Origin of the sequence: Paenibacillus profundus (genome assembly GCF_021369635.1) — a bacterium.
Taxonomy (GTDB): domain Bacteria; phylum Bacillota; class Bacilli; order Paenibacillales; family Paenibacillaceae; genus Paenibacillus_B; species Paenibacillus_B profundus.
Genome location: NZ_JAJNBZ010000014.1, coordinates 71,199 through 97,340, shown reverse-complemented (window position 1 = coordinate 97,340; position 26,142 = coordinate 71,199). Strand labels below are relative to the sequence as shown.

At 48.9% G+C, this 26,142-nt stretch carries 21 protein-coding genes; 14 read left to right on the top strand and 7 right to left on the bottom strand.

Going from position 1 to position 26,142, the window contains the following annotated elements; genetic code table 11:
- Window positions 1-133: 133 nt before the first annotated feature.
- Together LQV63_RS17110 and LQV63_RS17105 are read right to left on the bottom strand one after the other, a co-directional pair.
- A complete protein-coding gene (locus tag LQV63_RS17110) occupies window positions 134-313 on the bottom strand; it encodes a hypothetical protein (protein ID WP_019424257.1) in 180 nt (59 codons plus the stop codon).
- 13 nt (window positions 314-326) lie between these two features.
- Window positions 327-560 (bottom strand): hypothetical protein, encoded by a 234-nt coding sequence (locus tag LQV63_RS17105; RefSeq protein ID WP_019424258.1) that lies wholly within the window; start codon window positions 558-560, stop codon window positions 327-329.
- Between the two features lie 200 nt (window positions 561-760).
- Between LQV63_RS17105 and LQV63_RS17100 the strand changes: the two genes are divergently transcribed.
- A complete protein-coding gene (locus LQV63_RS17100; RefSeq protein WP_019424259.1) occupies window positions 761-958 on the top strand; it encodes a cold shock domain-containing protein in 198 nt (65 codons plus the stop codon).
- Between the two features lie 165 nt (window positions 959-1,123).
- Here the strand turns inward: LQV63_RS17100 and LQV63_RS17095 are convergent, their stop codons facing one another.
- A complete protein-coding gene (locus tag LQV63_RS17095; protein ID WP_233697638.1) occupies window positions 1,124-4,336 on the bottom strand; it encodes a glycoside hydrolase family 2 TIM barrel-domain containing protein in 3,213 nt (1,070 codons plus the stop codon).
- A 198-nt stretch (window positions 4,337-4,534) separates the two neighbouring features.
- Between LQV63_RS17095 and LQV63_RS17090 the strand changes: the two genes are divergently transcribed.
- Window positions 4,535-5,404, top strand: a complete 870-nt coding sequence (locus LQV63_RS17090; RefSeq protein WP_233697637.1) for an AraC family transcriptional regulator — start codon at window positions 4,535-4,537, stop codon at window positions 5,402-5,404.
- A 236-nt stretch (window positions 5,405-5,640) separates the two neighbouring features.
- Here the strand turns inward: LQV63_RS17090 and LQV63_RS17085 are convergent, their stop codons facing one another.
- Both LQV63_RS17085 and LQV63_RS17080 read right to left on the bottom strand, forming a co-directional pair.
- On the bottom strand, window positions 5,641-6,291 hold the full coding sequence (locus LQV63_RS17085) for a nitroreductase family protein (RefSeq protein WP_233697636.1): 651 nt from the start codon (window positions 6,289-6,291) through the stop codon (window positions 5,641-5,643).
- A 197-nt stretch (window positions 6,292-6,488) separates the two neighbouring features.
- Window positions 6,489-7,685, bottom strand: coding sequence for an MFS transporter (locus LQV63_RS17080; protein WP_233697635.1), 1,197 nt, complete (start codon window positions 7,683-7,685; stop codon window positions 6,489-6,491).
- 395 nt (window positions 7,686-8,080) lie between these two features.
- Between LQV63_RS17080 and LQV63_RS17075 the strand changes: the two genes are divergently transcribed.
- From LQV63_RS17075 to LQV63_RS17060, 4 genes are all read left to right on the top strand, one after another.
- On the top strand, window positions 8,081-8,398 hold the full coding sequence (locus LQV63_RS17075) for a hypothetical protein (protein ID WP_019424265.1): 318 nt from the start codon (window positions 8,081-8,083) through the stop codon (window positions 8,396-8,398).
- 106 nt (window positions 8,399-8,504) lie between these two features.
- A complete protein-coding gene (locus LQV63_RS17070; RefSeq protein WP_019424266.1) occupies window positions 8,505-9,587 on the top strand; it encodes a tetraprenyl-beta-curcumene synthase family protein in 1,083 nt (360 codons plus the stop codon).
- A gap of 21 nt (window positions 9,588-9,608) precedes the next feature.
- Window positions 9,609-10,580, top strand: a complete 972-nt coding sequence (gene pfkA, locus LQV63_RS17065) for a 6-phosphofructokinase (RefSeq protein WP_019424267.1) — start codon at window positions 9,609-9,611, stop codon at window positions 10,578-10,580.
- Window positions 10,581-11,842: 1,262 nt separating this feature from the next.
- On the top strand, window positions 11,843-15,487 hold the full coding sequence (locus LQV63_RS17060; RefSeq protein WP_233697634.1) for a glycosyl hydrolase family 18 protein: 3,645 nt from the start codon (window positions 11,843-11,845) through the stop codon (window positions 15,485-15,487).
- A 155-nt stretch (window positions 15,488-15,642) separates the two neighbouring features.
- Here LQV63_RS17060 and LQV63_RS17055 read toward each other — a convergent pair whose 3' ends face one another.
- Window positions 15,643-15,813 carry a hypothetical protein gene (locus LQV63_RS17055; RefSeq protein ID WP_233697633.1) on the bottom strand — a complete coding sequence of 57 codons (171 nt, stop codon included), beginning with the start codon at window positions 15,811-15,813 and terminating at the stop codon, window positions 15,643-15,645.
- Between the two features lie 618 nt (window positions 15,814-16,431).
- Here LQV63_RS17055 and LQV63_RS17050 point away from each other — a divergent pair.
- Together LQV63_RS17050 and LQV63_RS31810 are read left to right on the top strand one after the other, a co-directional pair.
- Entirely contained in the window at window positions 16,432-16,716 is a 285-nt protein-coding gene (locus LQV63_RS17050) for a hypothetical protein (RefSeq protein WP_233697632.1), read from the top strand.
- A 10-nt stretch (window positions 16,717-16,726) separates the two neighbouring features.
- Window positions 16,727-16,864 (top strand): carbohydrate-binding protein, encoded by a 138-nt coding sequence (locus tag LQV63_RS31810; RefSeq protein ID WP_407672936.1) that lies wholly within the window; start codon window positions 16,727-16,729, stop codon window positions 16,862-16,864.
- A gap of 124 nt (window positions 16,865-16,988) precedes the next feature.
- On the opposite strand, the gene LQV63_RS17045 is transcribed toward LQV63_RS31810, so the two are convergent.
- Window positions 16,989-17,372, bottom strand: a complete 384-nt coding sequence (locus LQV63_RS17045; RefSeq protein WP_233697631.1) for a DUF3899 domain-containing protein — start codon at window positions 17,370-17,372, stop codon at window positions 16,989-16,991.
- 478 nt (window positions 17,373-17,850) lie between these two features.
- Here LQV63_RS17045 and LQV63_RS17040 point away from each other — a divergent pair, with 478 nt between their 5' ends.
- The 6 genes from LQV63_RS17040 to LQV63_RS17015 all read left to right on the top strand — a co-directional run bounded on the left by LQV63_RS17040 (window position 17,851) and on the right by LQV63_RS17015 (window position 26,116).
- Window positions 17,851-19,626 (top strand): peptide ABC transporter substrate-binding protein, encoded by a 1,776-nt coding sequence (locus tag LQV63_RS17040; protein WP_233697630.1) that lies wholly within the window; start codon window positions 17,851-17,853, stop codon window positions 19,624-19,626.
- A gap of 73 nt (window positions 19,627-19,699) precedes the next feature.
- On the top strand, window positions 19,700-20,647 hold the full coding sequence (locus LQV63_RS17035; RefSeq protein WP_233697629.1) for an ABC transporter permease: 948 nt from the start codon (window positions 19,700-19,702) through the stop codon (window positions 20,645-20,647).
- Entirely contained in the window at window positions 20,647-21,780 is a 1,134-nt protein-coding gene (locus LQV63_RS17030) for an ABC transporter permease (RefSeq protein WP_233697628.1), read from the top strand. The genes LQV63_RS17035 and LQV63_RS17030 overlap by 1 nt, the downstream gene beginning before the upstream one ends.
- 18 nt (window positions 21,781-21,798) lie before the next feature.
- Window positions 21,799-22,848 carry an ABC transporter ATP-binding protein gene (locus LQV63_RS17025; protein ID WP_233697627.1) on the top strand — a complete coding sequence of 350 codons (1,050 nt, stop codon included), beginning with the start codon at window positions 21,799-21,801 and terminating at the stop codon, window positions 22,846-22,848.
- A gap of 1 nt (window position 22,849) precedes the next feature.
- Window positions 22,850-23,803, top strand: a complete 954-nt coding sequence (locus LQV63_RS17020) for an ABC transporter ATP-binding protein (RefSeq protein ID WP_233697626.1) — start codon at window positions 22,850-22,852, stop codon at window positions 23,801-23,803.
- Between the two features lie 894 nt (window positions 23,804-24,697).
- Complete coding sequence (locus LQV63_RS17015; RefSeq protein ID WP_233697625.1) at window positions 24,698-26,116, top strand: sulfatase family protein; 1,419 nt, start codon at window positions 24,698-24,700, stop codon at window positions 26,114-26,116.
- Window positions 26,117-26,142: the final 26 nt, after the last annotated feature.

Below are 26,142 nucleotides of genomic sequence, written 5' to 3'. Positions count from 1 at the left end.
GTCGTTCAGGCTGAGACTTGAATCTGAAGGCTAGTATGACCGAAGTGCCGTAAAACTATTGAAAGAGGTTGTTCAAAAAGCTCCCTTATTGATCCGGAGCATCCCAAGATGTGATTCGACATCGAATCTTGTCTTAGGTACCCAGCGTGACAAGCGAGTACACAATCAGGAAAAAAGCGAATGCGATTAAGAGAAGCGCCAGAAGAGCCATCGGGCGGCGCATCGGAGCAGGCACGGTTTCTTTTTTCCATATCAGGACGGCTCCGAGTGAGAAAGCCAAAATAATGAAGATTAGGTTCGTTGACGAATTCATGGATTACCTGCCTTTACACTTGCTTGAAAGCGTCCATAATCTGATTCCATTCTTCTTCCTTGCCGACATAGTCTTCTTTGGGGAAGCGCTGCTTGGCCCAATGCATAAGTGCCGGGCGGCTTAGAAAGTTATGGCATTCTTCGCCCCATTGGTCTGATATTTCTCGCAATATGATATAGCGGCCCTGCACTTCAACCGTCATCATATTCCAATTGTCCGTCTTGTAAATGACATGCTTTTTTATCATATAAAAAACCCCGTTTCCATGGTGCAGGACACCGTGAATCTTGCGTACTGTCTCACTGAGACAGTCTTATCGATCATGATAACCCAGCCCATACTTGAAATCAAATAATTGTTCAATAAAAAAAGTTGCGTTCTCAAATGTCCTCAATTATAATGTAAATATTCGCCTGTAAGGGTGGATTATGTGAGGAGGTTTTGATCTTGAAAGGTATTGTAAAATGGTTTAACGCAGAGAAAGGCTACGGATTTATTCAAGTGGAGAACGGTGAAGATGTATTCGTTCATTATTCCGCAATCCAAGGCGACGGATTCAAAGCTTTGGACGAAGGTCAAGAGGTTGAATTCGAAATTACCCAAGGAAACCGTGGTCCACAAGCTGCTAATGTCATTAAATTATAATGAGATTACCCGGCTAGGGGATCGTCATCTATAAATAGTGTACAATAGCAAAGCCAAGCAGCCTTGTTCCGTTCATTCGGCGAGGCTGCTTTTTTGCTGTTTATTTTTAGAAGCACAGTGAGGCGCGGTCAACCGGGCCTCACTGTGCTTCTGATGATGTCTTAGCTACTCAGCCGCTGGACATGTCTGGCGAGCCAGTTGCCCCGGTGACACGCTGTCCCGGCTGAAAGGGACGAGACGAACCTTGAATGACGTCGGTTCGCACTTCAACTCGTGCTGCGGCAGTGCTTTCGGACCGCAGCTGTTGCTGCCAAGCCCATGCTGCGCCTTATCGAGATGCACGATGATCTCATTTCTTGGCAGCAGGTCCGCATGATGCGCCGCACGCTCAAGGTCTTGTACGGCGTAACGATGCGCACTGAAGTCGAACAGTGTGTCGCTATGGGCCAGCAGGCCAAACCCGCGTTGATTCGTGAAGGCAACCCAGCGTGTATCCGTACGGTTCCCGTTCTCTTGCGGCTTCTCGTAGGCGACCATCAAATCATCCACATTCGCATCGTACCAGCCTATGGCAGCAGCCTGCTTGCTGTCAATGTAGCTCTCGCCGGGACCGCGTCCATACCATGAGCAGTGACCCAACGTGTGCGGAAGGCTAAGTTCATAGCCAAAGCGCGGCAGCACATCTGGATGCTCGCCTTCTGGTACAGCACTAACCTGTAAAGTAAGCGAGCCGTCATGATGTATCGTAATCCGGTGATGGCAGCGAATTCCCCATTTGACAGTCGGGGCACTCATCCGAATGTTGACATTCAAATGAATCAATCCTTGTACTGCTTCCGATGAATTGACTTGAATGGATTCAAGCCGTTCTGTCATCTGGTGCAAGCCGAAGCGGCGCCAATCCTTGACTGTATAGCGATCGTTATCAATGACTGCACGCCATAATTGGATGTGAGGGCTTCCCGCCAGAAGATCGATGCCTTGCGATTGCCATGTCACGATGGCGCCATTGCGGCGATCGATGCGAATCGTAAAATCGCGGCCTAGCACGACGAATATATTTCCGGCCTCTTGCACTTCGAGCGGCGCTATGACACTGAACGCGGTGGAGGAGGGAGCTGCATCAATGGCAGCATCGGCTTCGGTCATGCCGTTCTCCACGCTGCTCTTACCGCTGCATGGTTCGATCTGGAACTGGGCCCAAGCCAACTCATGTCCGGACTGCGCCCAATCTTCGCTGCGGCACGTGCGGAACGACAGCCGCAGCCATACGTCTTTGCCGTGTAATCGATGAGCGGAGCTGCCCAGCACCTGCCATGCGTCCCACGTCCAAGGCTGGCTTTCGCGCGGCGCTACATCCGGCACATCGAACGGGCCTCTTGCGACAACTGCTCCGTCTGCCACAATCGTATACACTCCGGCAAGCGCAGAGAGCGGGATGAAGTCGAATCGGTTCTCGATCACAAATTGCCCTGAAGCGATATCTGATACGTAGACTTTCACCGGCTCAATCGCCTTCTTATATTCATGCAGTGCAGGCCATGGCTTGCGATCGCCATCGACCAAGCCGTTCAGGCAGAAGTTGCCGTCGTGCACCACTTCGCCAAATTCACCGCCGTACGCCATGAAGGAACGGCCGTCTTCCCGAATTTGCCGTATGCCTTGGTCCACCCAATCCCATACGAATGCTCCTTGCAGCTTCGGATACCGATAGAACATTTCGACATACTCCGTGAACCCGCCTGGACCGTTGCCCATGGCATGGGCGAATTCGCATAGGATGAACGGACGCTGGTCGCCATTCTGCGCAATGGTCTCCACTTCATTGACCGCCGTATACATTCTTGAGACGATGTCGAGGCCGAGTATATCCTCCCAGTCTCCTTCATAATGCACGACGCGGGTCGGATCGTATCCGTTTGCCCATTCCGCCATCGCGGCATGATTCGGACCGCAGCCTGATTCGTTGCCGAGCGACCACATGATGACGCTTGCAAAGTTTTTGTCCCGCATGACCATGCGCTGCATACGTTCGACATACGCTTGCCGCCAGCTCGGCTCATTGCTGAGCTGTGCCCAGTATCCGACAGGTTGGAACCCATGCGTCTCCAGATCGGCTTCGTCGATCACATAGAGCCCCGCCTGATCACAGAGCTCATAGAAGCGCGGATCGTTCGGATAGTGCGCTGTCCGGACCGCATTAATATTGAACGACTTCATAACGCGGATATCTTCCGACATCGTCGCCAACGGGACGGCCCGGCCGAGGTCAGGATGAAACTCGTGGCGGTTGACCCCTTTCAACATAATGGCTTTCCCGTTAACAAGCAGGTTCCCATCCGCTATCTTCACTTCACGGAATCCGACTCTCTGGGCGGTGATTTGCTGAATCTCGCCGTGTTCATCCCGAAGTTCGAGCAGCAGGTGATACAGATACGGAGTCTCGGCCGTCCATAGCTGCGGCGCTTCGATTTCAACAGCAAAGTTGACTGTGCTTGCAGTGCCAGCGGTAATGGCGGCAATGGGCGTTGACGACGCACGGGCGACAGGCTGCAGATCAGCATCCAGCAACGTAAGCAGCAGTTGGTTGTTGGCAGAAGACACCGCGCGATCATTGCGCAGGGAAGCATCTACCTCAAGCACGGCCCGCCGGTAATTGTCTGACAGCGGTGTCCGTACCGTAAAATCCCACAAGTGTGTGCCTGGAAAAGCAAGCAAGTACACATCGCGGAATATGCCGCTTAGCCACCACATATCCTGATCTTCCAAGTAGGTGCCGTCACACCATTGGTACACTTGTACGGCAATATGGTTTCTGCCCGGACGAACAAGCGCAGTAATATCGAATTCGGCGGAGATGCGGCTGCCTTGGCTATAACCGGCATGTTCACCGTTAACCCACACGTGGAATGCGCTGTCGACCCCTTCAAAGCGCAGGACGATCCGCTTGTCGGACCACTGCTCGTCTATCCAGAAGGTACGGCGGTAGGATCCGGTCGGGTTCTGATCAGGCACATACGGCGGATCGACGGGAATCGGATACAGCACATTGGTATATTCCGGCTTGCCGTAGCCCTCCATCTGCCAATTCGAAGGCACCGGGATGCGTTCCCATGAGATGTCATCGTAATCGAGCTCGAAAAAGTGCTGCGGTGCGTCTTCCGGGCACTCTGCATAGTGGAACTTCCATTCGCCATTAAGCAGCTGAAAGCAAGGGGAAGCTCCGCGTTCATATGTGAGCGCTTCAGTCGCATTCTCATGCGGGATAAAGTAAGCACGGGGCTCCAAGCGATTCAGATGCAGCACAGTTTCGTCTTGCCAAATCGGTGCGGCCGAAGATGGTTGTGCAGGATGTGCGTTCGAATGAGAGGTAGTCATCTTCATCTTCCTTTCCTATGAACGTGTCATTTTAATAGATACGGGCACAGATATATAACGATTTGAACATGATTTTGTATCTATTTATATGATAGGACGGGATTCTGATGCTTTTCAATCTAACGATTTTATAGTACATATAAGGATATGAAACAAATACAACTGGAATGTTGACGGCGAAGGAAAGGGGCGATACCCATGGACAGCTTGCACTTCCCTATGCTTACCGACAAGGAGCGAACATTGCCGCTCATCGTCACTACGGTGGGGAGCTGGAGTCATCAGACCGAAATTGATCGGCCGCATGGCTATCCTGATTACCAATGGCTGCAATGCACTTCCGGCCGAGGAATATTCCGTTGGGAAGGGCACGAGGAGACAATTGAGATAAGTTCGGGGCAAGGCGTCCTCCTGTTTCCCGATGTTCCGCATGAATACAAGCCCATGGAAGAACCGTGGGGAATATATTGGTTCGGCTTTCAAGGTGCACTGGCGCAAGAACTGCTGTCTACGGTGAACATCCGCCAATCGTCGCATATGACGTTGAGATCGCCCGATATTACAATGGATCCGATCCGGCGCGCGCTTGCGCTGCTAAGCGATTCTGCTTACGGTCAAGGGACTGTATTATCTTCGCTCGCGTATGAGCTGGTAATGGCATGGGGGCGATGCGGTTGGGCGGATACCGGCAAAGCTGGACGACAGCCGAAGCAGGGGATCGAATCGCTAGCCCCTTTGTTAGACTGGATTCATGAACATTATATGAAGGAAGTGACGTTGCAGCAGATGGCGGATCGAATCAATATCTCTCCGCAGTATGTATGCACGTTATTTCGCCGCTCGATGGGGTTTCGCCCCCTTCAATATGTGAACCGGCTTCGTATCCGCAAATCAATGCAATTGTTAATGAGCCAGCCTGAACTGTCCGTCAGTGAAATCGGCAATGAGGTCGGATTTCAGCATGCCAGCTATTTTATTCAACGTTTCAAGCAGCAAGAAGGAATGACGCCCGCTCAATTCCGCCAGCTTCATGGAGGAATTGCGGCAAGGGAGGAATCGTTGGAGTGATGTCACTTCCCTTCTTTTTGACCGGAAAGCGGACCAAGTGAAGAACAACCAGTGGGTGATGGCGAGAATGCGGAGAAGCTGATGAAAATGATGGATTCTTTCGAAGATAATGACGATGTGCGGCAAGTTGTAATTATAGACAAGCCCCTCTGCTCTTTCCTGCTGGAAAGGACGAAGGGGCTTGTGTCGTGAGTGGGATAAGTTCCCGTACTCGCGCGTGTCCAAATGGGGCTTCTTTATTCGATAATACGTAAAATGTCTTCTACCGGCTTGCGGGGCAGCTTCGCTGGCGTGTCCGAAGGGTATCCGAGCGCAAGCACCATGTTAACCTGACGATCTTCAGGGATGTCCAGCAGATCCTTGATTTGTTGGTCAGCCAAGAGCACGGGACCGGTCATCGGACAGGTCGCCAAACCGCGGGCATGCGCTGCGAGCATGAAGTTCTGAATCGCCAAGCAGCTGCTCTTGATGCCTTCCTCATCCCACACCGTGGATGGCACGAGCCCAATCGGATCGAAGATGCGCTCGCGGAATTTGGACGTATACGGGGACGCCAGACATATAATAAGCGCAGGCGCATTGGAAAAAGCGGTTGCGTACGGGCCGAACGATTTGACGAGCAATCGGGCTTCCTTCGCTAAGCCTTGGGCTTCAGCCTGCTCCGCGCGCGTATGCAAGGCATCCCATGTAAGCTGTTCAATCCGAGCGATCAATTCGGGGTTCAAGATCGCGATGAATTCCCATGTCTGAGAGTTCGTATCGCTCGGCGCATATCGCGCACAATCGATGAGTTCCCTTACATCTTCCACCGTTACCGGACGGTCCTCATAACGTCGCACGCTGCGGCGTTCGTGAATGACTTCTTTCATGATTTCATACGTTGTCATGTCTGATCCCTCCGCCGAGGTTGCCCTTAGGCAGCCTAAGCTATCGTAAAATGATGGTTTGTACAATTGCAGACTGTATATAATTAAGATTAAGACCTTGTACTAAGACCTACCCTTATTATACGGCACGGATGGAAAATTGCAACGAAACCGTGTTGATCTTGGAAGCATGATTAATGTTCCCGTATCGAATTCATTCAACGTCTGCGTCGAATCGGCCAACGAGATCCCGTTTCTGCATAATGCGATTGAAGCGCAAGCATCATGAACCCGAGACAAGCGGCGAATGCGAATATCGCACCGACGTGATAGACGGTATCTTTGCCGTATGCTTCCAGCAGCACGCCGCCAAGCGTTCCGCTCAACAACCCGGCGATGCTCGACCAGACGATCGTATAGAGCGCTAGCCCTGTCGAACGGTATTCGTCCGGAATGATTCGGCTAATATAGCGTACGGCTACAAAATAAAATATGCCGAACGAAATGCTGTGCATTAACTGGGTGGAGACAATCCACACCGGGTTCTGCATATACGCAACGAGAAGCAATCGGATAGCGTAAGTTAGTCCGGAGAAGGCAAGCAGCGGCAGCTCCTTGAATTTGTCCCCGAACGCATTTAATAGGAAGAAGATGGGGATTTCACTCAACGCAGAAAGCATCCATGCCCAGCCGATCAATGATTCATCTGCTCCTAATTGGGAGAGCGATAAGCCAAGAAATGCTTCGTTCAGACGATGCGCTATTGCAAGCAGCAGTACAAACAGAAAGAACAGCAAGACTTCCCGTTGTTTCAAAACAGCCCATAACCCTGAAAACTCCATTTTCTTCAACGTAGCGCGTTTATCGGTCAAGAAGAAGGCCAGCACAAGGGAAAGGATGCCTAACATTACGACGACCCATACGCTATAATGAGCGCCCACAGAACGCAGCACCATGCCGAAGATGATCGCTGATACGGCAAAGCCGATAGAACCGAAGACACGGATCCCGATGAAGCTCTTGCCTTGAGATTGGGCCGTAATAATTGCGAAGCTGTCGCTTAGCGGGTAAATCGGAAAGTAAAAGAAGTAAAAGCAAATCAACATGGCAACAACCGCGCCAAAGGAAGTGAATTGGCTCAATACGACAGACAGCACAATTTGAGCTGCGAGCAGCACGATAAGCACTTTTTTTACGGTACCGAGCTTGTCGCTTGTTACGCCCCAGAACAGGTTGGATACAATGGATACGAGTGGCCCGATGGAATAGAGCATTCCAATCTGCACGCTCGAAAAGCCAAGCGCTTTGTAGTACAGCGGAAAATAGGAGACGACTACCGAGGTCGTCATAAATATCGTAAATGTAAAAGCGCGCAGCCAATGCGCTTCATTATTTCTCTGCGCTGTGTGTAGCATTGTGAGCTCCTCCTATGCAGTCTTGACCAGCTGGTATGAAATGATGATTTCGTAAAAGTTCGTGATCAATAGGTGATTTTTTGAACAACCTCTAAAAAAGATTACGGTCTAGTATAGCATGCTTCTGGCAGGAGGTAAGCTTCTTTCCTTGAATAATAAGGGACAAGATTCATGTTATAATAAGTTTACTTATTCCTGTTGAGGTTATTTAGTTGTCATGAACGGCACGCTGATCCGTGTGAGCAGCGTGCGCGATGTCGTTTACTTTATCCATGGTCAATGATACATTCCTGCTAAGTTGCTCTAACCTGAACGTTCAGGCACATCTTACCGACATATCCACGAATCGGGTCAGCGTCAGCTGGTCCTTCATTTTAAGAGAGAGGGTTGTCAGCATGGGGAGTTTTGTATTTGAACGGGACGGCCGGTTAGGCATACAAGTGCCGGTTCTGCATGTCGCTTGGGAATCGCTCCATTGGGATGAACGATCGGCTATTTTGGCAAAATGGGAAGAGATTCGAGGGTTGATACCGGATCGGATAAAAGCGCTGGAGCGGGATATCATAGGCAAGCAGAACGCTCTGTATGACGAGGAGCAATTCGAAGTCTCCTGCCGTCTCAATTCGGAGATTGCCGAGCTGGCCAGCATCATCAACGATTTGCATCTGTGGTACAACAGCCATCAAGAGATGGATGCCAAAATCCACCACTAATATAGAAGCCATCAGAAGGTTTGTGCAAACTGTCACTTCGTAATATAATAGTTGTGGCTAAAATGAGTGCATTCACAGCTAGACCGATGGAGAACGGAGGTTATCCTTGAACCAGCAAAGCCAACGTCGTACATCTGCTCCGAAAGAACCGATCGGGCTCATGTACCGCGTATATAAATACATACTGCCGGAAGTTCGTTCCGCATTGTCGGCATGGCAGAAGCGGGCGGAACTTATACCGAATGAGGAATTGCGCAAGCAGGCGCTGGCGAGCATTGCTAGCAAGCAATTTCACTGTGAAGGCGGTGCGGTGTATGCTGCAGCTCGGTTAGAGGTGCGTGATGTGTTAATTCCGCTCATTGTAGCATTTCAGACTATTAGCGATTATTTGGACAATTTATGTGATCGCAGCACCTCTATGGATCCGGATGATTTTCGATTGCTGCACCAGTCAATGCTGGATGCGGTTCAGCCGGAGGAGCCGCTTAAGGATTATTATGCGTTAAGAGAAGATAAGGATGATGGCGGCTACTTGCATGCGTTAGTGGAACAATGCCGTGCCAGTATTGCAAGATTGCCGGGATATTCAACCGCACAGTCAAGTATTGTGCGTCTCGTCGGGCTTTATACTGACCTGCAAGTCTATAAGCATATTCATCCAGACAAGCGGGAAGACGCGCTGCTCACGTGGTGGCAATCCTACGAGGCTGAATATCCAGAACTGGCATGGAATGAGTTCGCGGCGGCAACAGGGTCCACACTCGGTGTGTTTCAGTTGTTTTTAGCTGCGGCGGACGAGCATTTGACGAATCGAGAAGTGGAGCAAATTCGCGAGGCCTATTTTCCATACGTATGCGGATTGCATATTCTGCTTGATTACTTGATTGACCAAGAAGAAGACAGAGTCGGCGGGGATTTGAACTTCTGCAATTATTACGATGGGCAAGGCAAGGTAGTGGAGCGGATCGGCCATATTGCAGAAATTGCGACGGTGCGAATTAGTTCACTGCCGGAAGGACGCTTTCATCGTATGATCATCGAAGGGCTCCTTGCTCTATATTTATCCGACTCAAAAGTGAGAGAACAAGAAGAAGTGAAAAACGTATCCAAGCGATTAATGAGAAATAGTCCGTTGATGCGATTGTTTTTTTGGCTGAACAGCCGCTGGATACGTAAACATATGTATTGAGGATTAGAGGGAGGAAACAACATGACTGCTGTAAAAAAGATTGCCGTATTGACAAGCGGCGGAGACTCTCAAGGAATGAATGCTGCTATCCGTGCGGTGGTTCGCACGGCGCTGTACAATGGAATTGAAGTGTATGGAGTTCAACGCGGTTATCAAGGGCTTATCAATCAAGATATTCGCCCAATGGATATTCGCAGCGTCGGTGATATTATCCAACGCGGCGGAACGATATTGCAATCGGCACGCTGCCAAGAGTTCAGAACGGCGGAAGGCCAGCAAAAAGGCGCGGAAATTTTGCGTGCTCACGGCATCGACGGCCTTATCGTCATCGGTGGAGACGGTTCCTACCAAGGCGCTAACAAATTGAGCAAGCTCGGCATTAAGACAATGGGGCTGCCAGGTACGATTGATAATGATATTTCCTTCACGGACTACACAATCGGCTTCGATACAGCGGTTAGCGTTGTCGTCGATGCGGTCAACAAGCTTCGCGATACGATGAGCTCGCACGAACGCTCTTCCGTCGTGGAAGTGATGGGACGCCATTGCGGCGATATCGCGCTGTATGCTGGGCTGGCAAGCGGTGCGGAGTCGATTCTCGTGCCGGAAGTGGCATTCAGCATCGATGAAGTGGCGCAGCGCATGAAGGAGAACTTCGAATGCGGCAAACGCCACAGCATCGTCATTGTGGCCGAAGGTGTAGGTCGTGGAGAAGATGTCGCGCAAGGCATTATTGAACGCTGCCCGACTGTCGAACCGCGCGTAACGGTTCTCGGACATATTCAACGCGGCGGCGCGCCTACGGCGGTTGACCGTATTTTGGCAAGCCGTCTCGGCGACTTCGCGGTTCGTAAGCTGATGGAAGGCGAGTCTGGCAAAGGCTGCGGTATTATCAAAGGAGAGCTTGTGGCGACGGATATCGATTTGGTCGTCAACACGAAGAAGGAATTCAACATGGGGCTGTACGATCTGGCTACCCGCCTCTCTCAGTAAGTGGAGCGGGCTTGCCGGCAACTCGGACAAGCGCTGTGAGAGCCCGGCTGACTGCATGAATGCGGTTGGCCGGGTTTTTGTTGTGTTGTTCAGTGGTAATGATTGGATTGTGTCCAATGATTTGGCGGTTTGGGCGCGATTGCATGTTAATCCATTGGAAATGATCCAGCAGAATCTTGCTTAAACGGCGCTGTACAGCGGGAATCCCGGTTTTGATTGGACGATTTCCAGCGGAAAGGCGATCTTGCCCTGAAACCCTGGCAGAAGACTGTATATTTTCCAATGGAACGAACGGTGACTGAAGTAAGAATCAAGGGACAAGGTATGCTGTTTGTCTGCTTTGCATCAAATGGTATGTTTCCCCCTATCATCCTTTGCTTCACTCTCCCAATGATTCAGATACTGCCAGAAAAACGTTGTATAGCAAGCTTAACCTCCGTGACTCCCACATTCTGTACCCGAAGTCGTAACACGAGAGCGGTTGACGGGCTTTTTGCTGTGCCGTTATTAGGTGGCGACTGAAGAGAGAAGCAAGAGGCATGAGGAAATGGTCCGCTGTTTGCCTGCATCATCAGATGGTATGTTCTCTCCTATCATCCTTTGCTTCACTCTCCCAATGGTTCAGATACTGCGAAAAAATCGTGTACACGCAAACAAGACCCCCCGTGGAACCCACATTCTGTACCCGAAAGTAGTTAACATGGAGTGAAGAGAAGAGGAACATCGAGGGTGATAGTGGCCTTGCGCTGGAATGGTGCGCTCGATTTGTATGGTCTCTTTACACCATGATGGTGTACTAGCTTTGGAGTAAATGTCCTTACAGTTATGGTACTTGCTCTGAATGGTGTCTTGCACTGGAAGGTTTGACGCCTTAATAGGGTTGCTTGATAGCCCGGACTGCCACGAAGTTTTTGAATGCTGTGGAGTAATCTCCCCCTCATAGTAAAATGTTATCCCTTTAACAACAGCTTGTATTCTAAGTAAATTAGTTGTGTTATCAGCTTTTATGTTTCAACATTCCGAAACGGTTCTAACCGCAGCCCTCTTCACGCTCTCTCCCTTACTCTTCATATTTGCAGCTTCTATCGTAATGTATGCCTTTTAATTTAAGCGGTTTGCTTTTGAACTCTCATTGCAAGGAGGTGATGCCGAGCGTCCAATCTCTGTTATTGCCTGTGCAGCCGGTTCGGCGGCAATTAGCCGACTTATGGTCTGTATTGGTGAACAAGTTATTTTACTTATAGAAGAGGAGGAATTGATGAATGCATTTGCAGATGGCTGTGGTGCGTAAGTTCACTACTATTGTGCTTGCTGTAATGATGTTGTTTACACCGTTTACGGCAATGGAGTCGGGAATCGCCAAAGCGGAGGAGGCCGCTGCAGGGGCGGGGTATAAGGTTGTTGGCTACTATCCTTCCTGGGGGGCATACGGCCGCAATTATCAAGTCAGCGATATGGACGTGTCCAAGGTGACGCACGTTAACTATGCGTTCGCGGATATTTGCTGGAATGGAATTCACGGCAACCCAGAGCCGACGGGACCGAATCCGCAAACGTGGACGTGCCAGGATGCGAATGGAACTATAAATGTTCCGAACGGCACTATCGTCCTGGGCGATCCGTGGATCGATGTTCAGAAGAGCTATCCCGGCGATACGTGGGATGAGCCAATACGGGGAAACATCAAGCAGTTGAACAAATTAAAGCTAACGAATCCCCACTTGAAAACGATTATTTCAGTTGGCGGCTGGTCATGGTCCAACCGTTTCTCCGACGTGGCGGCGAGTGCGGCTACGCGTGAGACTTTTGCTAACTCGGCCGTTGATTTCCTGCGAAAATATCAATTCGACGGTGTCGATCTTGATTGGGAATATCCGGTTGGCGGCGGTTTGAAGGGCAACAGCGCCCGCCCAGAGGACAAACACAATTATACGCTGCTGCTGCAGGCGATCCGCGATAAGCTGGATGCGGCCGGAGCGGTCGATGGCAAAACCTATTTGCTAACGATTGCATCCGGAGCGAGTCCGACATATGCCAACAACACAGAGCTCGGCGAAATAGCCAAAGTCGTCGACTGGATTAACATCATGACGTATGACTTCAACGGCGGCTGGCAAACCATCAGCGCGCATAATTCACCGCTCTACTACGATCCGGCCGCTGCGGCGGCAGGTATCCCGGCAGCAGCCGCGTTCAATATTGAAGCTGGCGTGCAGGGACATATCAATGCTGGCGTTCCAGCTGGGAAAATTGTGCTGGGCACCCCGTTCTACGGCCGCGGCTGGGGCGGATGCGCAAATGCGGGCAATGGGCAATATCAGCAATGTGCAGGTGCGCCAAATGTAGGGACATGGGAGAAGGGCGTCTTCGACTATAGCGACTTGGAGAGCAATTATATTAATCGTAACGGTTATACACGCTATTGGAACGACGTTGCCAAAGTCCCTTATTTGTATAATCCTTCGAATGGCATCTTCATTACGTATGATGACGTCGAATCGTTCGGACATAAAACGGCGTTCATCAAGTCGAAGCAGCTGGGCGGCGCCATGTTCTGGGATTACAGCAGCGATCGCAAAAAGGTGCTGCTGAACAAATTGACCAGCGATCTGCAAAGCGGAAACCCAGGTGGCGGCAACGACACGACACCGCCAAGCGCGCCGACGAATGTAATCTTGACCGCAAAAACCGCTACGAGCGTGAGTCTGAGTTGGACGGCATCCACGGATAACGTCGGAGTTACGGGATATACGATAACTTACTCATCCGGCAGCAAGAATACACCGGGCACGACCGCAACCATCACTGGACTGACGTCTGGCACGGCGTATACGTTCACCATTACAGCAAGAGATGCGGCCGGCAACGTCTCGCCCGGAACGAGCATACAAGTGACGACCGATTCGGGTGGCGGAACGCCTTGCTCCGCTCCGAGCTGGGGGGAAAACACCGTCTATACGGGCGGGCAGCGCGTATCTTACAGCGGGAAAATATATGAAGCCAAATGGTGGACCCAGGGCGATCGACCGGATCAAAGCGGCGAGTGGGGTGTATGGAAAGTAATCGGGGATTGCGCCGCTGCTGCCTCTGAAGTTGCTGCAGACGATACCGGGGGCGGTAATGTGCCGCCTGCGGCCATTGAACCGACTGCGGCCATTGAACCGACTGAATCGGGATCGGCAGCGGAACAGCCTTCCGCTCCGCTTCCGGCAGACAAAAAAATAATCGTCGGCTATTGGCACAACTTCGACAACGGTTCTGGCTTCATCCGCCTGCGTGACGTGTCGCCCAATTTTGACGTCATCAACGTGGCGTTCGCAGAGCCGGCCAACGGGCCGAAAGGCGGCTCGATAGGCTTTACGCCTTACAAGTACACGGACTCCGATTTCAAGGCGGACGTGAAATACTTACAGAGCCAAGGAAAAAAAGTAATCATCTCGATTGGCGGGGCGAATGGTCAGGTGCAGTTGGAGACGGATCAGGCGCGCAATAACTTTGTCACATCGATGAAAAGCATTATTTCCACTTACGGCTTTGACGGGTTGGACATCGACTTCGAAGGCCACTCTCTCTATTTGAACCCGGGCGATACTGATTTCCGTCATCCGACGACTCCTGTCATTACCAATCTGATTGCAGCCGTGCGTGACTTGCATAGTCACTTCGGCGATTCGTTCATGGTGACGATGGCTCCGGAAACGTTCTTCGTGCAGGTAGGATATAGCTTCTACGGCGGGAACGCAACTGGCGCAGATAATCGGGCGGGCGCTTATTTGCCGGTCATTGAGGGATTGCGCGACATATTGGATTGGGTGCAGGTGCAGCATTACAATTCGGGCTCTATTACGGCGCTCGATGATACGTATTATGCGATGGGCGATGCTGATTTTCATGTGGCGATGGTTGATATGGTGCTGACAGGATTCCCGGTGGCGAAAAATCAGGATCGCATCTTTGCGCCGCTTCGACCCGATCAGGTAGTCATCGGACTCCCTGCGAATGTGAATTCAGGCGGCGGATTTACGCCGGTGTCCGAAGTCCATAAGGCGCTTGATTACGCAATGAAGGGACAATCGTTCGGAGGACGCTACAAGCTGCGCAACGCAGCGGGGTATCCTGGATTAAGAGGCTTGATGACCTGGTCCATCAACTGGGACCGCTTCAATAAGTCCGAATTTTCCGAAAAACACCGGGCGTATCTGGATGAAACGAAGCCAAACCCGCCAATTCCGCCGGCGCCAGGGCATCTACGTGCTGCCAAGGTAACGGCGAACAGCGTGTCGCTTGAGTGGGACGCATCGACGGAAGCAGTGACCTACGAGGTGTACAACGGCGGAAGCTATCTGACGGCCGTCCAGCCGACACATCATGTTGTTGCAGAGTTAACTTCAGGCACGACATATACGTTTACGGTTAAAGCCAAGAATGCAGCAGGTCTTTTGTCGGATTCGAGCAATGCAGTGACGGTCACAACGACGGCAGATGCTGACAACACGCCTCCAACCGCGCCCTCGCAATTGCAGGTGACGGGGAAATCATCGACAAGCGTGAGCTTGAGCTGGACTGCCTCCACCGATAACGTCGGGGTCGTTGCTTATACCGCAGCGTACGGTTCCAAAAGCGCAAAAGTGACCGTTCCATTTGCGGACATCACAGGGTTGAGTCCGAATACGGCGTATAACTTTACCGTCACGGCGCTGGATGCAGCAGGCAATGTATCGGAAGGCGCGTCCATCGAGGTGACGACGGATGAACAATCCGGATCGGGAGCTTGGTCAGCAGGAACCGCCTATCGATTGAATGATGAAGCGATTTACAACGGCACAGTGTATAAATGTGTGCAAAGCCATACCTCGCTGCAAGGCTGGGAGCCGCCGAACGTGCCGGCGCTGTGGAAGCTCAAATAGCAGCGCAGCGAAAGCAGGGCGGTCTGATGATACGCGGCCGTCTATAAAAGTCCATAACAAAGTCTCCGGCCCTGCTGATGGCAGCAGGTACTCCGGAGGCTTTTTGTCTTCACCGTTGCATGTGAATCATACTTTCATCTTATGTTGAAATACGATTACATCGAAGCGAACGCCAAAACGCACGAGTAGAGCAGCAACGGAATCGAGAACAAATAGAATAATTTGTTTGACCATTTATTGGCCGAGGTGAGCGGTGTATTCATGTAATGCAATCTTCTTCTGCCGATGCTGCTCTGGTGTGGCGCCTGCAGCATTGAGGACGTCATTGTGCTTGTCGGCCTGTCTTTTTCGATACAGATGGTAGCTCAAAGCTTTGAAAAAACCGATATTCCGCACATAACTGAACAACGCAATAAACAAATAGAGATGAGCCCGCAAATAAAAAAAGTATTCGAGAGATTTACGATAATCGGGGAGTGGTTCCTGTTTTTCGCCAATTAATGAGATACGTTTACAAATTAGTATTTTGAATCCAAAAATACTGATGCAACAACACCACGTTTCCCAACTACTAAACCAAACGTATAATTTAAAGCCATTTCAAATAAACCTCGCCAGAATGATTTTATGATACTTCATTCTACTAGGGGGATTTGAACATGGCTCTCTTCATTATTTGAACGAAGCAATGTACATAATTATTTGAACGAAGCAATGTACATAATTATTTGGACAAAACTATAGAAAGAGGGAACTCGTCCCAAGCTGCAGAACTTATTAAGCAGTAAAAAATGAAGACAAATAAGGAACTATAGTTACTTTGTTTATGTAAAGAGAATCTAGGTTACTGTAAGTCTTCCCTTCGGAATAGTAAACTGACCGGAAAATTATAAACGTGATCACTATAAAGGGTGGGATTAATATTATAATATTGGAGGGATAGGATGATGAAAAGAATAAATGAAATACTTCTTGCTATTTATGGAATCATGATTTTAATATTTGGAGTTTTATATGTTCCATACCATCTTATATGGGGGCCAGAAGAAAATATTTATGACGTGAAATACGCACCATTATGGAAAACCATTGATTATAATAAATACATTAATGGTTTCCAACCTATATATCAATTACAGCTGCCAAAATTGGTATACGAAATATTCATTATAACTTTAGTGTTTTTAATAATTTATTTACTGTTTAATAATAGAAAATCAAACAAATAGTTGAGTCTATATAAAGCTCCGAACCTTCTACTATCAACTGAATGATGAAGTGATCCACAACGACACAGTGTATAAATGTGTGCAAAGTCATACCTCGCTGCAAGGCTGGGAGCCGCCGAACGTGCCGGTGCTGTGGAAGCTCAAATAGCAGCGCAGCGTAAGCAGGGCGGTCTGATGATACGCGGCCGTCTATAAAAGTCCATAACAAAGTCTCCGGCCCTGCTGATGGCAGCAGGTACTCCGGAGGCTTCTATATCGTTATCGCTGCAAAGTTACATCGAAGCGAACGCCAAAACGCACGAGCAGAACAGCAACGGAATCGAGAACAAATAAAATAATTTGTTTGACCATTTACTTTTGCCGAGTTGAGCGGTGTATTCATGCAATTCAATCTTTTTCTGCTGATGCTGCTCCGATGTGCCTCCTGCGGCATTGAGGGCGTCATCCTGCTTGTCAGCCTGTCTTTTTCGGTACAGATGGTAGCTTAAAGTCTTGAAAAAACCGATATTTCTCACATAACTGAACAACGCAATAAACAAATAGATAAGTCCGCTAATAAAAAACGAATTCGATAGATTTAGAATAATCGGGGCGTGGCTGTTATAAGCCGTATAAGCAACTGTAAACAAAACGGTAATGAGCAATAGACGTTTCATTTTCCGGCTCCTCTATCGGCACTTGGTTCTCGCTCTATCGATGATGTCACATCTTTAGATTGTCGTGGCGGATAAGCGCTTATTTTTTTGATACATTTTGAACACATTCGCCAAATAGATACAATATTCCTGCCAGACCTCATATTTAGGAATATCCCCCTTTCGGCACACATATTTATATCTTGACTACTATTAGGGACTTTGATAGGATTTTAAATAATTGCGTTCCAAATATTCCCTCAAGAGTATACTTCATGTGGCTTGCAATGGCTTGTTTTCGACAGTTTTCTCCCACTTCTCAGCTATTGACCTATCATCTCAACTAGACAATTAACATGATGGCTACAGATTGGCATCAACTGACGCATTTTGACGATTATTAACACCTTGTCAATTTATGCGGTTGTCCGTATGTTCATTTCCATTGTTACTCACACAAATTTACATAAAACAACAATATTATCAGGAGGGGATATTTATGAAGCAGCCAAAAAAACCGTTCTTGGTTATTTTGGCCATGATGATGGTGCTGACGTTTACCGGTTGCACCAGCGGAAATGGAAATAACGCCAACCAAGAAAGCAAGGAGGACAAGGATAAGGTTGTTACCGAACAAAAGCAGCCTTCGGACAAGCCAACCGTGGTAAGATTTTCGGGGATGTCCGCAGAGACGTTCAACCAACATACGAGTGAAAGCGCTGAAACGTCCATATTACTAGAATATATAAATGGGAATTTGTTAGATCTCATTTACGATGAGACTTCAGATAATATTAAATTCGTAAGCAATCACGCCACAGATTTGCCAGCGACCACTGACAACAAGGTGTGGACCTTTAAATTGAAAGAGGGCCTCAAGTGGACGGATGGCACGCCGATTACGGCGCGAGATTATGAATACTCGTATCAAATGCTGCTCGATCCGAAGCTGACCAACCGAAATGCGTTTGTACTGTTTGACAACATCCCCATTGTAAGCGCTAACAAGTATTTTAAAGGTGAAGCGAAGTGGGAAGAGGTCGGCATTAAAGCGAAAGATGATTTGACGCTAGAGATTGCGTTGGAGACAGAAATGCCGGAAATTGACGTTTACTCCGTCTTTGCGCAAGGAGGTAGCACGTCTCCCATTCATAAACAGCTGTATGAAGCGGGGATGAAGCCAGACCACAGCGAGACGACCTACGGGACCACGTTGGAGCAGGTTCCCTCAAGTGGCACGTATCGCTTAAGCGAATGGGTTCGTGATCAATACCGCGTGTTCGAGAAAAATCAAGATACACCGATGAGTGCGGTATATACACCTGACCGCATTGAGAGCAGAGTCGTCTCGGAGAGCTCCACCCGCATGCAGCTGTGGGAGAAGGGCGAAATCGAAAATGTCTCAATAAGCGGGGAGCAATTTGACAAATACGGCGAAGATCCAAGGGTCGTATACACCGAAGCGGAATCCGTGTGGGGATTTTATGTAAATACCGAATCGAAGAAAAATCCTATTTTGGGCAACAACGATCTGCGCAAGGCGCTGTATTACGGGATCGACCGAGACAAAATAACAAAAGGCATTTTTAAAACCTTTAAATCGGCACCGTATTACATTTCGACCATTTGCATGGTCGGTGACTACTCAGATGGACAGAGATACCGTGAAACGGAAGCGGCCAAAGCAAATATTCCACCGGGAACCGGGTATGAGCCGGAGAAGGCCAAGGAATATTTCGAAAAGGCATACCAAGCGAATGGCAACAAAAAGATTACAATTGAGCTCACTTATTTCGACTCGCAGGAAACGATGAAGCGCACAGCGGAAGTTGCAGAAGAACTGTACGAGAACTTGTTCGGTAAAGATAAGCTCGATATTAAATTAAGAGCGATGCCGCCTTCGGCAGCCTATGATGCCTATAGAGATGGCAACTTCGAATTGGGCATCGGGGCCATCACGCAGAATGCCTTTAATCCATGGTCAAGCATGAAGGCATGGAGAACAGACTTCCCGAACCGTTCGCACCGCTTCAGCAGCGCCGAATTCGATGAGCTGCAGAAGAGAACGACAACAGGTGATTTGCTGCTGAAACCTGAGGAAAGATTGGACGCATTGGTGAAAATGGAAAAAATGTTGCTGGACTATGTTCCGCAAATTCCATTATTCCAAAATAACAACGCGGTGCTGTTTCAAGACCGGATGGATTTAAAAGGGAAAGGGAAGTACTTCCCTGTTATCAAATTTGCACCGCTGCAAGTGAACATTTTGGAATAATGACAGTCAGAGACCTTGTGCGTGCTTCAGCCCGCGCAAGGTCTCCGAATTTGCGAAAAGGAGCTTCAGGCCCATGCTACGATACATATCGCAAAGACTGATTGCCATGGCAATCACCTTATTTTTGATTATTAGCCTGCTTTTCTTTCTGGTTCATTCCATGCCTGGCAGCATAGTGAACGATCCGATGCTGCCGATAGACATTAAGGAACGCATTGAAGCGAAGTACCATTTGGATAAGCCGTTAGTCGTGCAGTATGTATATTTTTTAGGGGACTTTCTAACCTTTAATTTCGGTGATTCCATTAAGGTGCAGCCCAAGGTGCCTGTATTCGATATCATCAAGGACAAGCTTCCGATTACGATTCAGCTCAATATTTTAGCGCTTTTATTTACGCTGCCGATAGGGGTCATATGCGGGATTATGGCGGCCTTGAAGAAGAATACCGCGACGGATCACGGGCTCAATATGATGGTTGTTTTGTTTATATCCGTACCCTCCTTCGTTATTGCGGCTTTGCTGCAGTATATCGTGGCTTTCAAGTGGGAGCTGGTTCCGATTTTGCTTTCAGCCGAACAGGCACTGACATGGACGAAATTTAAATCGATGATTTTGCCGATTCTAGCCCTGTCCTTCGGAGAAATCGCGATCGTTACCCGCTATTTGCGTGCCGAATTATGCGAAACGCTGAATTCAGATTATATGCTGTTGGCTAGGACGAAAGGGCTATCACAAATGCAGGCGACGCTGCGGCATGCGATCCGCAACTCTTTCATTCCATTGGCCAACATCTTTATACCGATGATTTTCTCGATTTTATCGGGTGCGATCGTCATTGAGAATATATTTAGCGTGCCGGGTCTCGGTTCCTTATCTATTAACGCCATCAATGCTTTGGATCATCCGCTTACGATTGCCGTCATGTTCTTTTATTCCTTAATCGCTCTGATCAGTATTTTAGTCGTCGACTTGTCTTACGGCATCATTGATCCACGGATCCGCATGGGAGGGAAGAAGTGATGAAATTGGAAACGGACAACAACAGGGAGCAGAACCCATTTGAGTTTGTACAGCGTGAAAAGCAGCTTGCGGACGAGAAGTTCGAAGGGAAGGCCATCGGCTTCTTCAAAGACGCTATGCTGCGATTCCGGAAGAACAATGCGTCCTTCGTCGCCGCCTTCTTCATCGGATTGATTATTTTGATGGCAATTATCGCTCCGTTATTGAGCTCATTTTCGTATCGGGAGCAGCATATTGAATGGGCTTTGCTGCCGCCGCGCGTGCCGGGCATAGAGAAGATCGGAATTTGGGATGGCACGAAAGTGATGGACATTAAGAAGACAAGTCTGGATGAGAAATATAAAGGCAGTATCGTCAAAGTGATGGAAGAATACGACATGGATTACCGCGGCCGGAAAATACCGATGGTGAAAGCCAAAGTCGATATGTATGAATTAAAAGGGGCGAAAGATACTTATTTTTGGATGGGAACGGATGCCCTGGGACGGGATCAATGGACGCGTTTGTGGAAAGGAACGCGCATTTCCTTGTTGATCGGGTTCATGGCTGTAACGATAAACGTGCTGATTGGGGTCACATACGGTTCGATATCTGGATACTATGGCGGAACTGTTGACATGGTAATGCAGCGCATTATCGAAATTTTGAGCGGGGTTCCACCGCTGGTGTTAGTTATCCTATTCGTCATGTATTTGGGCGCGGGCATACTTCCCTTCATATTGGCGATGATTGTTACCGGATGGATAGGTATGAGCCGTATGATCAGGGCCCAGTTCTACAAATACAAAGGGCAGGAATATGTATTGGCATCCAGAACGATGGGGGCCAAAGATCGGCTGCTCATTTTCCGGCACATCTTGCCGAACGCCATTGGACCGATCATTACGCAAGCTACTTTTGCCGTACCGGGAGCCATCTTTATCGAGTCATTTCTCTCTTATTTGGGATTAGGACTTGGCGCGCCTGAGCCTTCGATTGGGGTATTGTTGGCGGAAGGACAGAAGGTGCTGTTGGAGCATCCCCATTTGACGCTATTCCCGGCGATCGTCATCTCGATATTGATGCTGTCGTTTAACTTGTTCGGCAATGGCTTGCGAGATGCCTTCGATCCGACATTACGAGGCCAAGAATAAGAGCGGGGTGGGGGAAAGATGACAACTAACAACGAAGCAATCTTGCAGGTGAACGACTTGCATATTACGTTCAATACGTTCTCCGGAAAGGTGCATGCGGTGCGGGGCGTTCAATTCGATCTGCGCAAAGGGGAAACGTTGGCTATTGTTGGCGAGTCGGGATCGGGGAAATCTGTAACCAACAAAGCAATTGTGGGTATTTTATCTAAAAACGCAAACATTGAACGCGGGAACATCATTTATCGCGGCGCGGATCTGACCCAATATTCGGAGCGCCAGTTTACGCAAATTAGAGGCTCCAAAATTTCGATGATTTTTCAGGATCCGATGTCATCTTTAAACCCGATCATGAAAGTCGGAAAACAAATTATGGAAGCTTTGAGAGTACGCAACATCAGCAAGGCAGAAGCCAGACAAAGAGCGATCGAGTTAATGATTGCGGTCGGTATTCCCGATCCAGAGAAGCGCTTCGAGCAATATCCGTTTCAATTCTCCGGTGGCATGAGACAACGAATTGTCATTGCCATTGCTCTTGCCTGCGATCCGGAAGTGTTAATCTGTGATGAACCAACGACAGCTCTGGATGTGACCATTCAGGCGCAAATCTTGGACTTAATCAAGCAGATTCAGAAGGAACGTGATCTGTCGGTCATTTTCATCACTCATGATCTGGGCGTCGTCGCTAATGTGGCTGACCGGGTGGCTGTTATGTATGCGGGGAAGATCGTAGAATACGGTACGGTGGATGAGATTTTTTACAATCCGAAGCATCCGTATACGTGGAGCTTGTTAGTATCGATGCCTGATCTGGATACGAGCTCTTCAGACGAACTGCTCGTCATTCCGGGCACGCCTCCGAACATGCTGTATCCGCCCAAGGGAGATGCATTTGCGCCGCGCAACCGTTACGCCATGCGAATCGACTACGAGGAGGATCCGCCGATGTACAGAGTGAGCGATACGCATTACGCTGCCACCTGGCTCCTCCATCCGAATGCGCCCAAAGTGGAAATTCCCGACGTGCTGAAGAAGAGAATTGCGCAGCAAACCGAAAGGCTGGTGCGTTGAAATGATAAATTCGACATTACAGCCAGTGTTGGAAGTGAAAAATCTGAAACAGTACTTCTCAAGCGGCCGCGGACGCAGAAAAACGGTGATGAAGGCTGTTGACGATATCAGCTTCACGATCTACAAGGGGGAAACGTTCGGTCTGGTCGGTGAATCCGGCTGCGGCAAAACAACGACCGGCAGAACGATTATCCGGTTGTATGAGCCGACGGACGGGGAGATCTATTTTAACGGAACGCTAATCTCCGGGGAGCTGACCAAAGAAATAAAAAAAGAAGTTACGCGCGGCATGCAAATGATATTCCAGGACCCGATCGCTTCTTTGAATCCGCGCATGACGGTAAAGGAGATTATCGGAGAAGGTCTGAAAATCAACAAGCTATGCAGAAATGAACAAGAAATGCTCGATATGATATATGACATATTGGAAACGGTCGGTCTGACAAGAGAGCATGCAGGCCGTTACCCTCATGAATTTTCCGGGGGCCAACGCCAGCGGATCGGCATTGCGCGTGCGTTGATTACAAGCCCGGATTTGGTTATCGCAGATGAGCCGATATCTGCTCTTGACGTATCCATTCAGGCTCAGGTATTGAATTTGCTGAACAGATTGCGGAAGAAGCTGGGGTTAACGATTTTGTTCATTGCGCATGATCTGTCGGTCGTCAAATATTTTTCCGATCGGATCGGCGTGATGTACAACGGGAAAATTGTGGAGCTGGCCAAGGCCGACGATCTGTACAAACAACCGCTGCACCCGTATACGAAGTCGCTGCTGTCCGCAATACCGCTGCCTGACCCGCATCACGAACGGAACCGCAAGCGGATTTACTATAACACGCAAATTCATAACTACGAGGCAGAGCAGCCCCAATTGGTTGAAATCAGACCCGGACATTTCGTCTATGCATCTCCTGCGGAAGTCGAGAAGTATAAGAAAGGCATTCCGCTTTAAGTAAACAGAAATACACCCTGTTTCAGATGATGTTGTCTGAAATGGCGGTGTATTTTTTAAAAAATAAGAAAGTATAGATTTTTGGGCGAAGGCGTTGGCGTATCTCCAATTTGTTTTGCGTGTTCCTTTCAACTCTGTCTCGATATGGTCTTTTATCCACTCTCCCATTACGTCAGATTGCGTAAATAAATGCTTGGTATTGAAGTGATTGACTCATACATGTAATGAATGACTAGAGAGCTGCAGAGAGTGATTCAGATGTGTAATGAATTCTTAAGGAATTGCAGAAAGTGATTTATATGTGCAATCAATCCTTAAGGAACTGCAGAGAGTGATTCAGCTGTGTAATGAATTCTTAAGGTTGTAGAAAGTGATTTATATGTGCAATCAATGACCAAGGAAACGGCAATGAGTAATTCAGATTCTGCAATGAAAGTTCAGCAACTGACAGAAGGTAAGGTAATTGGTTATTGGGATGGGAGATTGAATATCTTTTCTTTCTGATGGGTCGAGGTTCACTGGTGTTGCATGAAATTGCAGTGCGAGCGATATTAGGCACCGGAAAGACATATTGCAGATATATTGCGTACCTGAATTGAACATTAGAATTCGATATTGCGCTCATTTTCTGAATAATTGGGATAGTGGACAAAAGGACTTTTTGGTGAATCCTCCTTAGAGGAGAGAGGTTTCACATGATTGTTGGAGCAAGCCAGGGTAGGGAGAGGCATTCGTAATCTGCAGGAGGCGGCATTCTCATTGTTCCGGCAAAAAGCTAAACTATACCCGAGTATATAGTAGCGGATGAGAAACAGGTATATTACAATAGAACAATGAACGGTTGCAAACGATTACAAGAAGAGTCTAAACCTGATTCCTTAGGAGTGGAGCCCAATGACAACAAGAGCTGAGCTGCGAAGACCGAATATTTTGTTTGTAATGTCCGACGACCATGCATCACATGCAATGAGCTGTTATGGCAGCCGCATCAACAATACTCCGAATATCGATCGGATTGCCAATGAAGGCATTCGATTCGATCATTGCTTCTGTACGAATTCGATCTGTTCCCCGAGCCGGGCATCTATTCTGACTGGCCAATACAACCATCTGAATGGGGTCAAATCGATTGATGATCACTTTGACGGGAGGAAGCAGACATTCCCGAAGCTGCTGCAAGCTGATGGATATCAGACGGCCATTATCGGGAAATGGCATTTGGGACATGGCGGCTTTGCCGATCCGACTGGATTTGATTATTGGAGCGTGCTGGATGGTCAAGGAGATTATTTCAACTCTGAATTTATCGAAGAGGGCGGCAGACAGCGAATCGCAGGTTATGTAACGGATGTGATTGCCGATAAGTCGCTAGAGTGGCTGCGGAAGCGGGACAAGGATCGGCCATTCATGCTGATGTGTCATCACAAAGCGCCGCACCGGCCATGGCAGCCGGACGAACGTCATAGCCGCATGTACGAAGACGTGGAAATTCCCTATCCGGAAACATTCGATGACGACTACGCAAATCGAGCGCAAGCGGCAGTTCAAGCGAAGATGCGGATCGGCCGGGATATGGTCGTTACCGATACGAAGGGGAATCCGCCTGAGGGGCTTAGCGATGAGCAAGCGAAGCGTTGGAAGTATCAACGCTATATTAAAGACTATTTGCGGTGTGTCGCTTCGATTGATGACAATGTGGGGCGGCTGCTAGACTATTTGGAAGCAGAAGGAATTGCGGAGGATACGATTGTCATCTACACCTCGGATCAAGGGTTTTTCCTGGGCGACCACGGATGGTTCGATAAGCGCTTTATGTATGAGGAATCGCTGCGCATGCCATTTGTAGTGCGGTACCCGCGCGAAATCGCACCGGGAAGTGTGACAGAGTCGATGGCGTTAAACGTAGATTTTGCGCAGACATTTTTGGATTATGCTCACATCGAAGCGCCGGCGGATATGCAAGGCCGTTCGTTGCGGCCTCTGCTGCAGGGCACAACACCGGATGATTGGCGAACCGCGATGTACTACCGTTACTGGATGCATCTCGATGAACATCATCATGTGTATTCCCATTACGGCATTCGGACAGACCGTTACAAGCTGATATACTATTATGCGCAAGCGCTTGGCACTCCGGGATCGCTTGACGAGAATCGGCCGCCTGAATGGGAGCTGTTTGACCTGAATAAAGACCCTTATGAACTGAAGAACGTATATGGACTTCCAGAATACGAAGCCGTCACTAGCGAGCTGAAGGAAGAGCTGCACAGATTGCAAGCGGAGGTGTCGGATCTTCCGGTAGATGAAATATAGGCGAAAAGGCTTCTGGAAGATGCGGT

Excerpts from the sequence above, each read along its gene's own strand:
- LQV63_RS17110 (WP_019424257.1), bottom strand. The coding sequence starts at position 313 with ATGAATTCGTCAACGAACCTAATCTTCATTATTTTGGCTTTCTCACTC.
- LQV63_RS17105 (WP_019424258.1), bottom strand. The coding sequence starts at position 560 with ATGATAAAAAAGCATGTCATTTACAAGACGGACAATTGGAATATGATG.
- LQV63_RS17095 (WP_233697638.1), bottom strand. The coding sequence starts at position 4,336 with ATGACTACCTCTCATTCGAACGCACATCCTGCACAACCATCTTCGGCC.
- LQV63_RS17090 (WP_233697637.1), top strand. The coding sequence starts at position 4,535 with ATGGACAGCTTGCACTTCCCTATGCTTACCGACAAGGAGCGAACATTG.
- LQV63_RS17085 (WP_233697636.1), bottom strand. The coding sequence starts at position 6,291 with ATGACAACGTATGAAATCATGAAAGAAGTCATTCACGAACGCCGCAGC.
- LQV63_RS17080 (WP_233697635.1), bottom strand. The coding sequence starts at position 7,685 with ATGCTACACACAGCGCAGAGAAATAATGAAGCGCATTGGCTGCGCGCT.
- LQV63_RS17075 (WP_019424265.1), top strand. The coding sequence starts at position 8,081 with ATGGGGAGTTTTGTATTTGAACGGGACGGCCGGTTAGGCATACAAGTG.
- pfkA (WP_019424267.1), top strand. The coding sequence starts at position 9,609 with ATGACTGCTGTAAAAAAGATTGCCGTATTGACAAGCGGCGGAGACTCT.
- LQV63_RS17060 (WP_233697634.1), top strand. The coding sequence starts at position 11,843 with ATGCATTTGCAGATGGCTGTGGTGCGTAAGTTCACTACTATTGTGCTT.
- LQV63_RS17055 (WP_233697633.1), bottom strand. The coding sequence starts at position 15,813 with ATGACGTCCTCAATGCTGCAGGCGCCACACCAGAGCAGCATCGGCAGA.
- LQV63_RS17050 (WP_233697632.1), top strand. The coding sequence starts at position 16,432 with ATGATGAAAAGAATAAATGAAATACTTCTTGCTATTTATGGAATCATG.
- LQV63_RS17045 (WP_233697631.1), bottom strand. The coding sequence starts at position 17,372 with ATGAAACGTCTATTGCTCATTACCGTTTTGTTTACAGTTGCTTATACG.
- LQV63_RS17040 (WP_233697630.1), top strand. The coding sequence starts at position 17,851 with ATGAAGCAGCCAAAAAAACCGTTCTTGGTTATTTTGGCCATGATGATG.
- LQV63_RS17035 (WP_233697629.1), top strand. The coding sequence starts at position 19,700 with ATGCTACGATACATATCGCAAAGACTGATTGCCATGGCAATCACCTTA.
- LQV63_RS17030 (WP_233697628.1), top strand. The coding sequence starts at position 20,647 with ATGAAATTGGAAACGGACAACAACAGGGAGCAGAACCCATTTGAGTTT.
- LQV63_RS17025 (WP_233697627.1), top strand. The coding sequence starts at position 21,799 with ATGACAACTAACAACGAAGCAATCTTGCAGGTGAACGACTTGCATATT.
- LQV63_RS17020 (WP_233697626.1), top strand. The coding sequence starts at position 22,850 with ATGATAAATTCGACATTACAGCCAGTGTTGGAAGTGAAAAATCTGAAA.
- LQV63_RS17015 (WP_233697625.1), top strand. The coding sequence starts at position 24,698 with ATGACAACAAGAGCTGAGCTGCGAAGACCGAATATTTTGTTTGTAATG.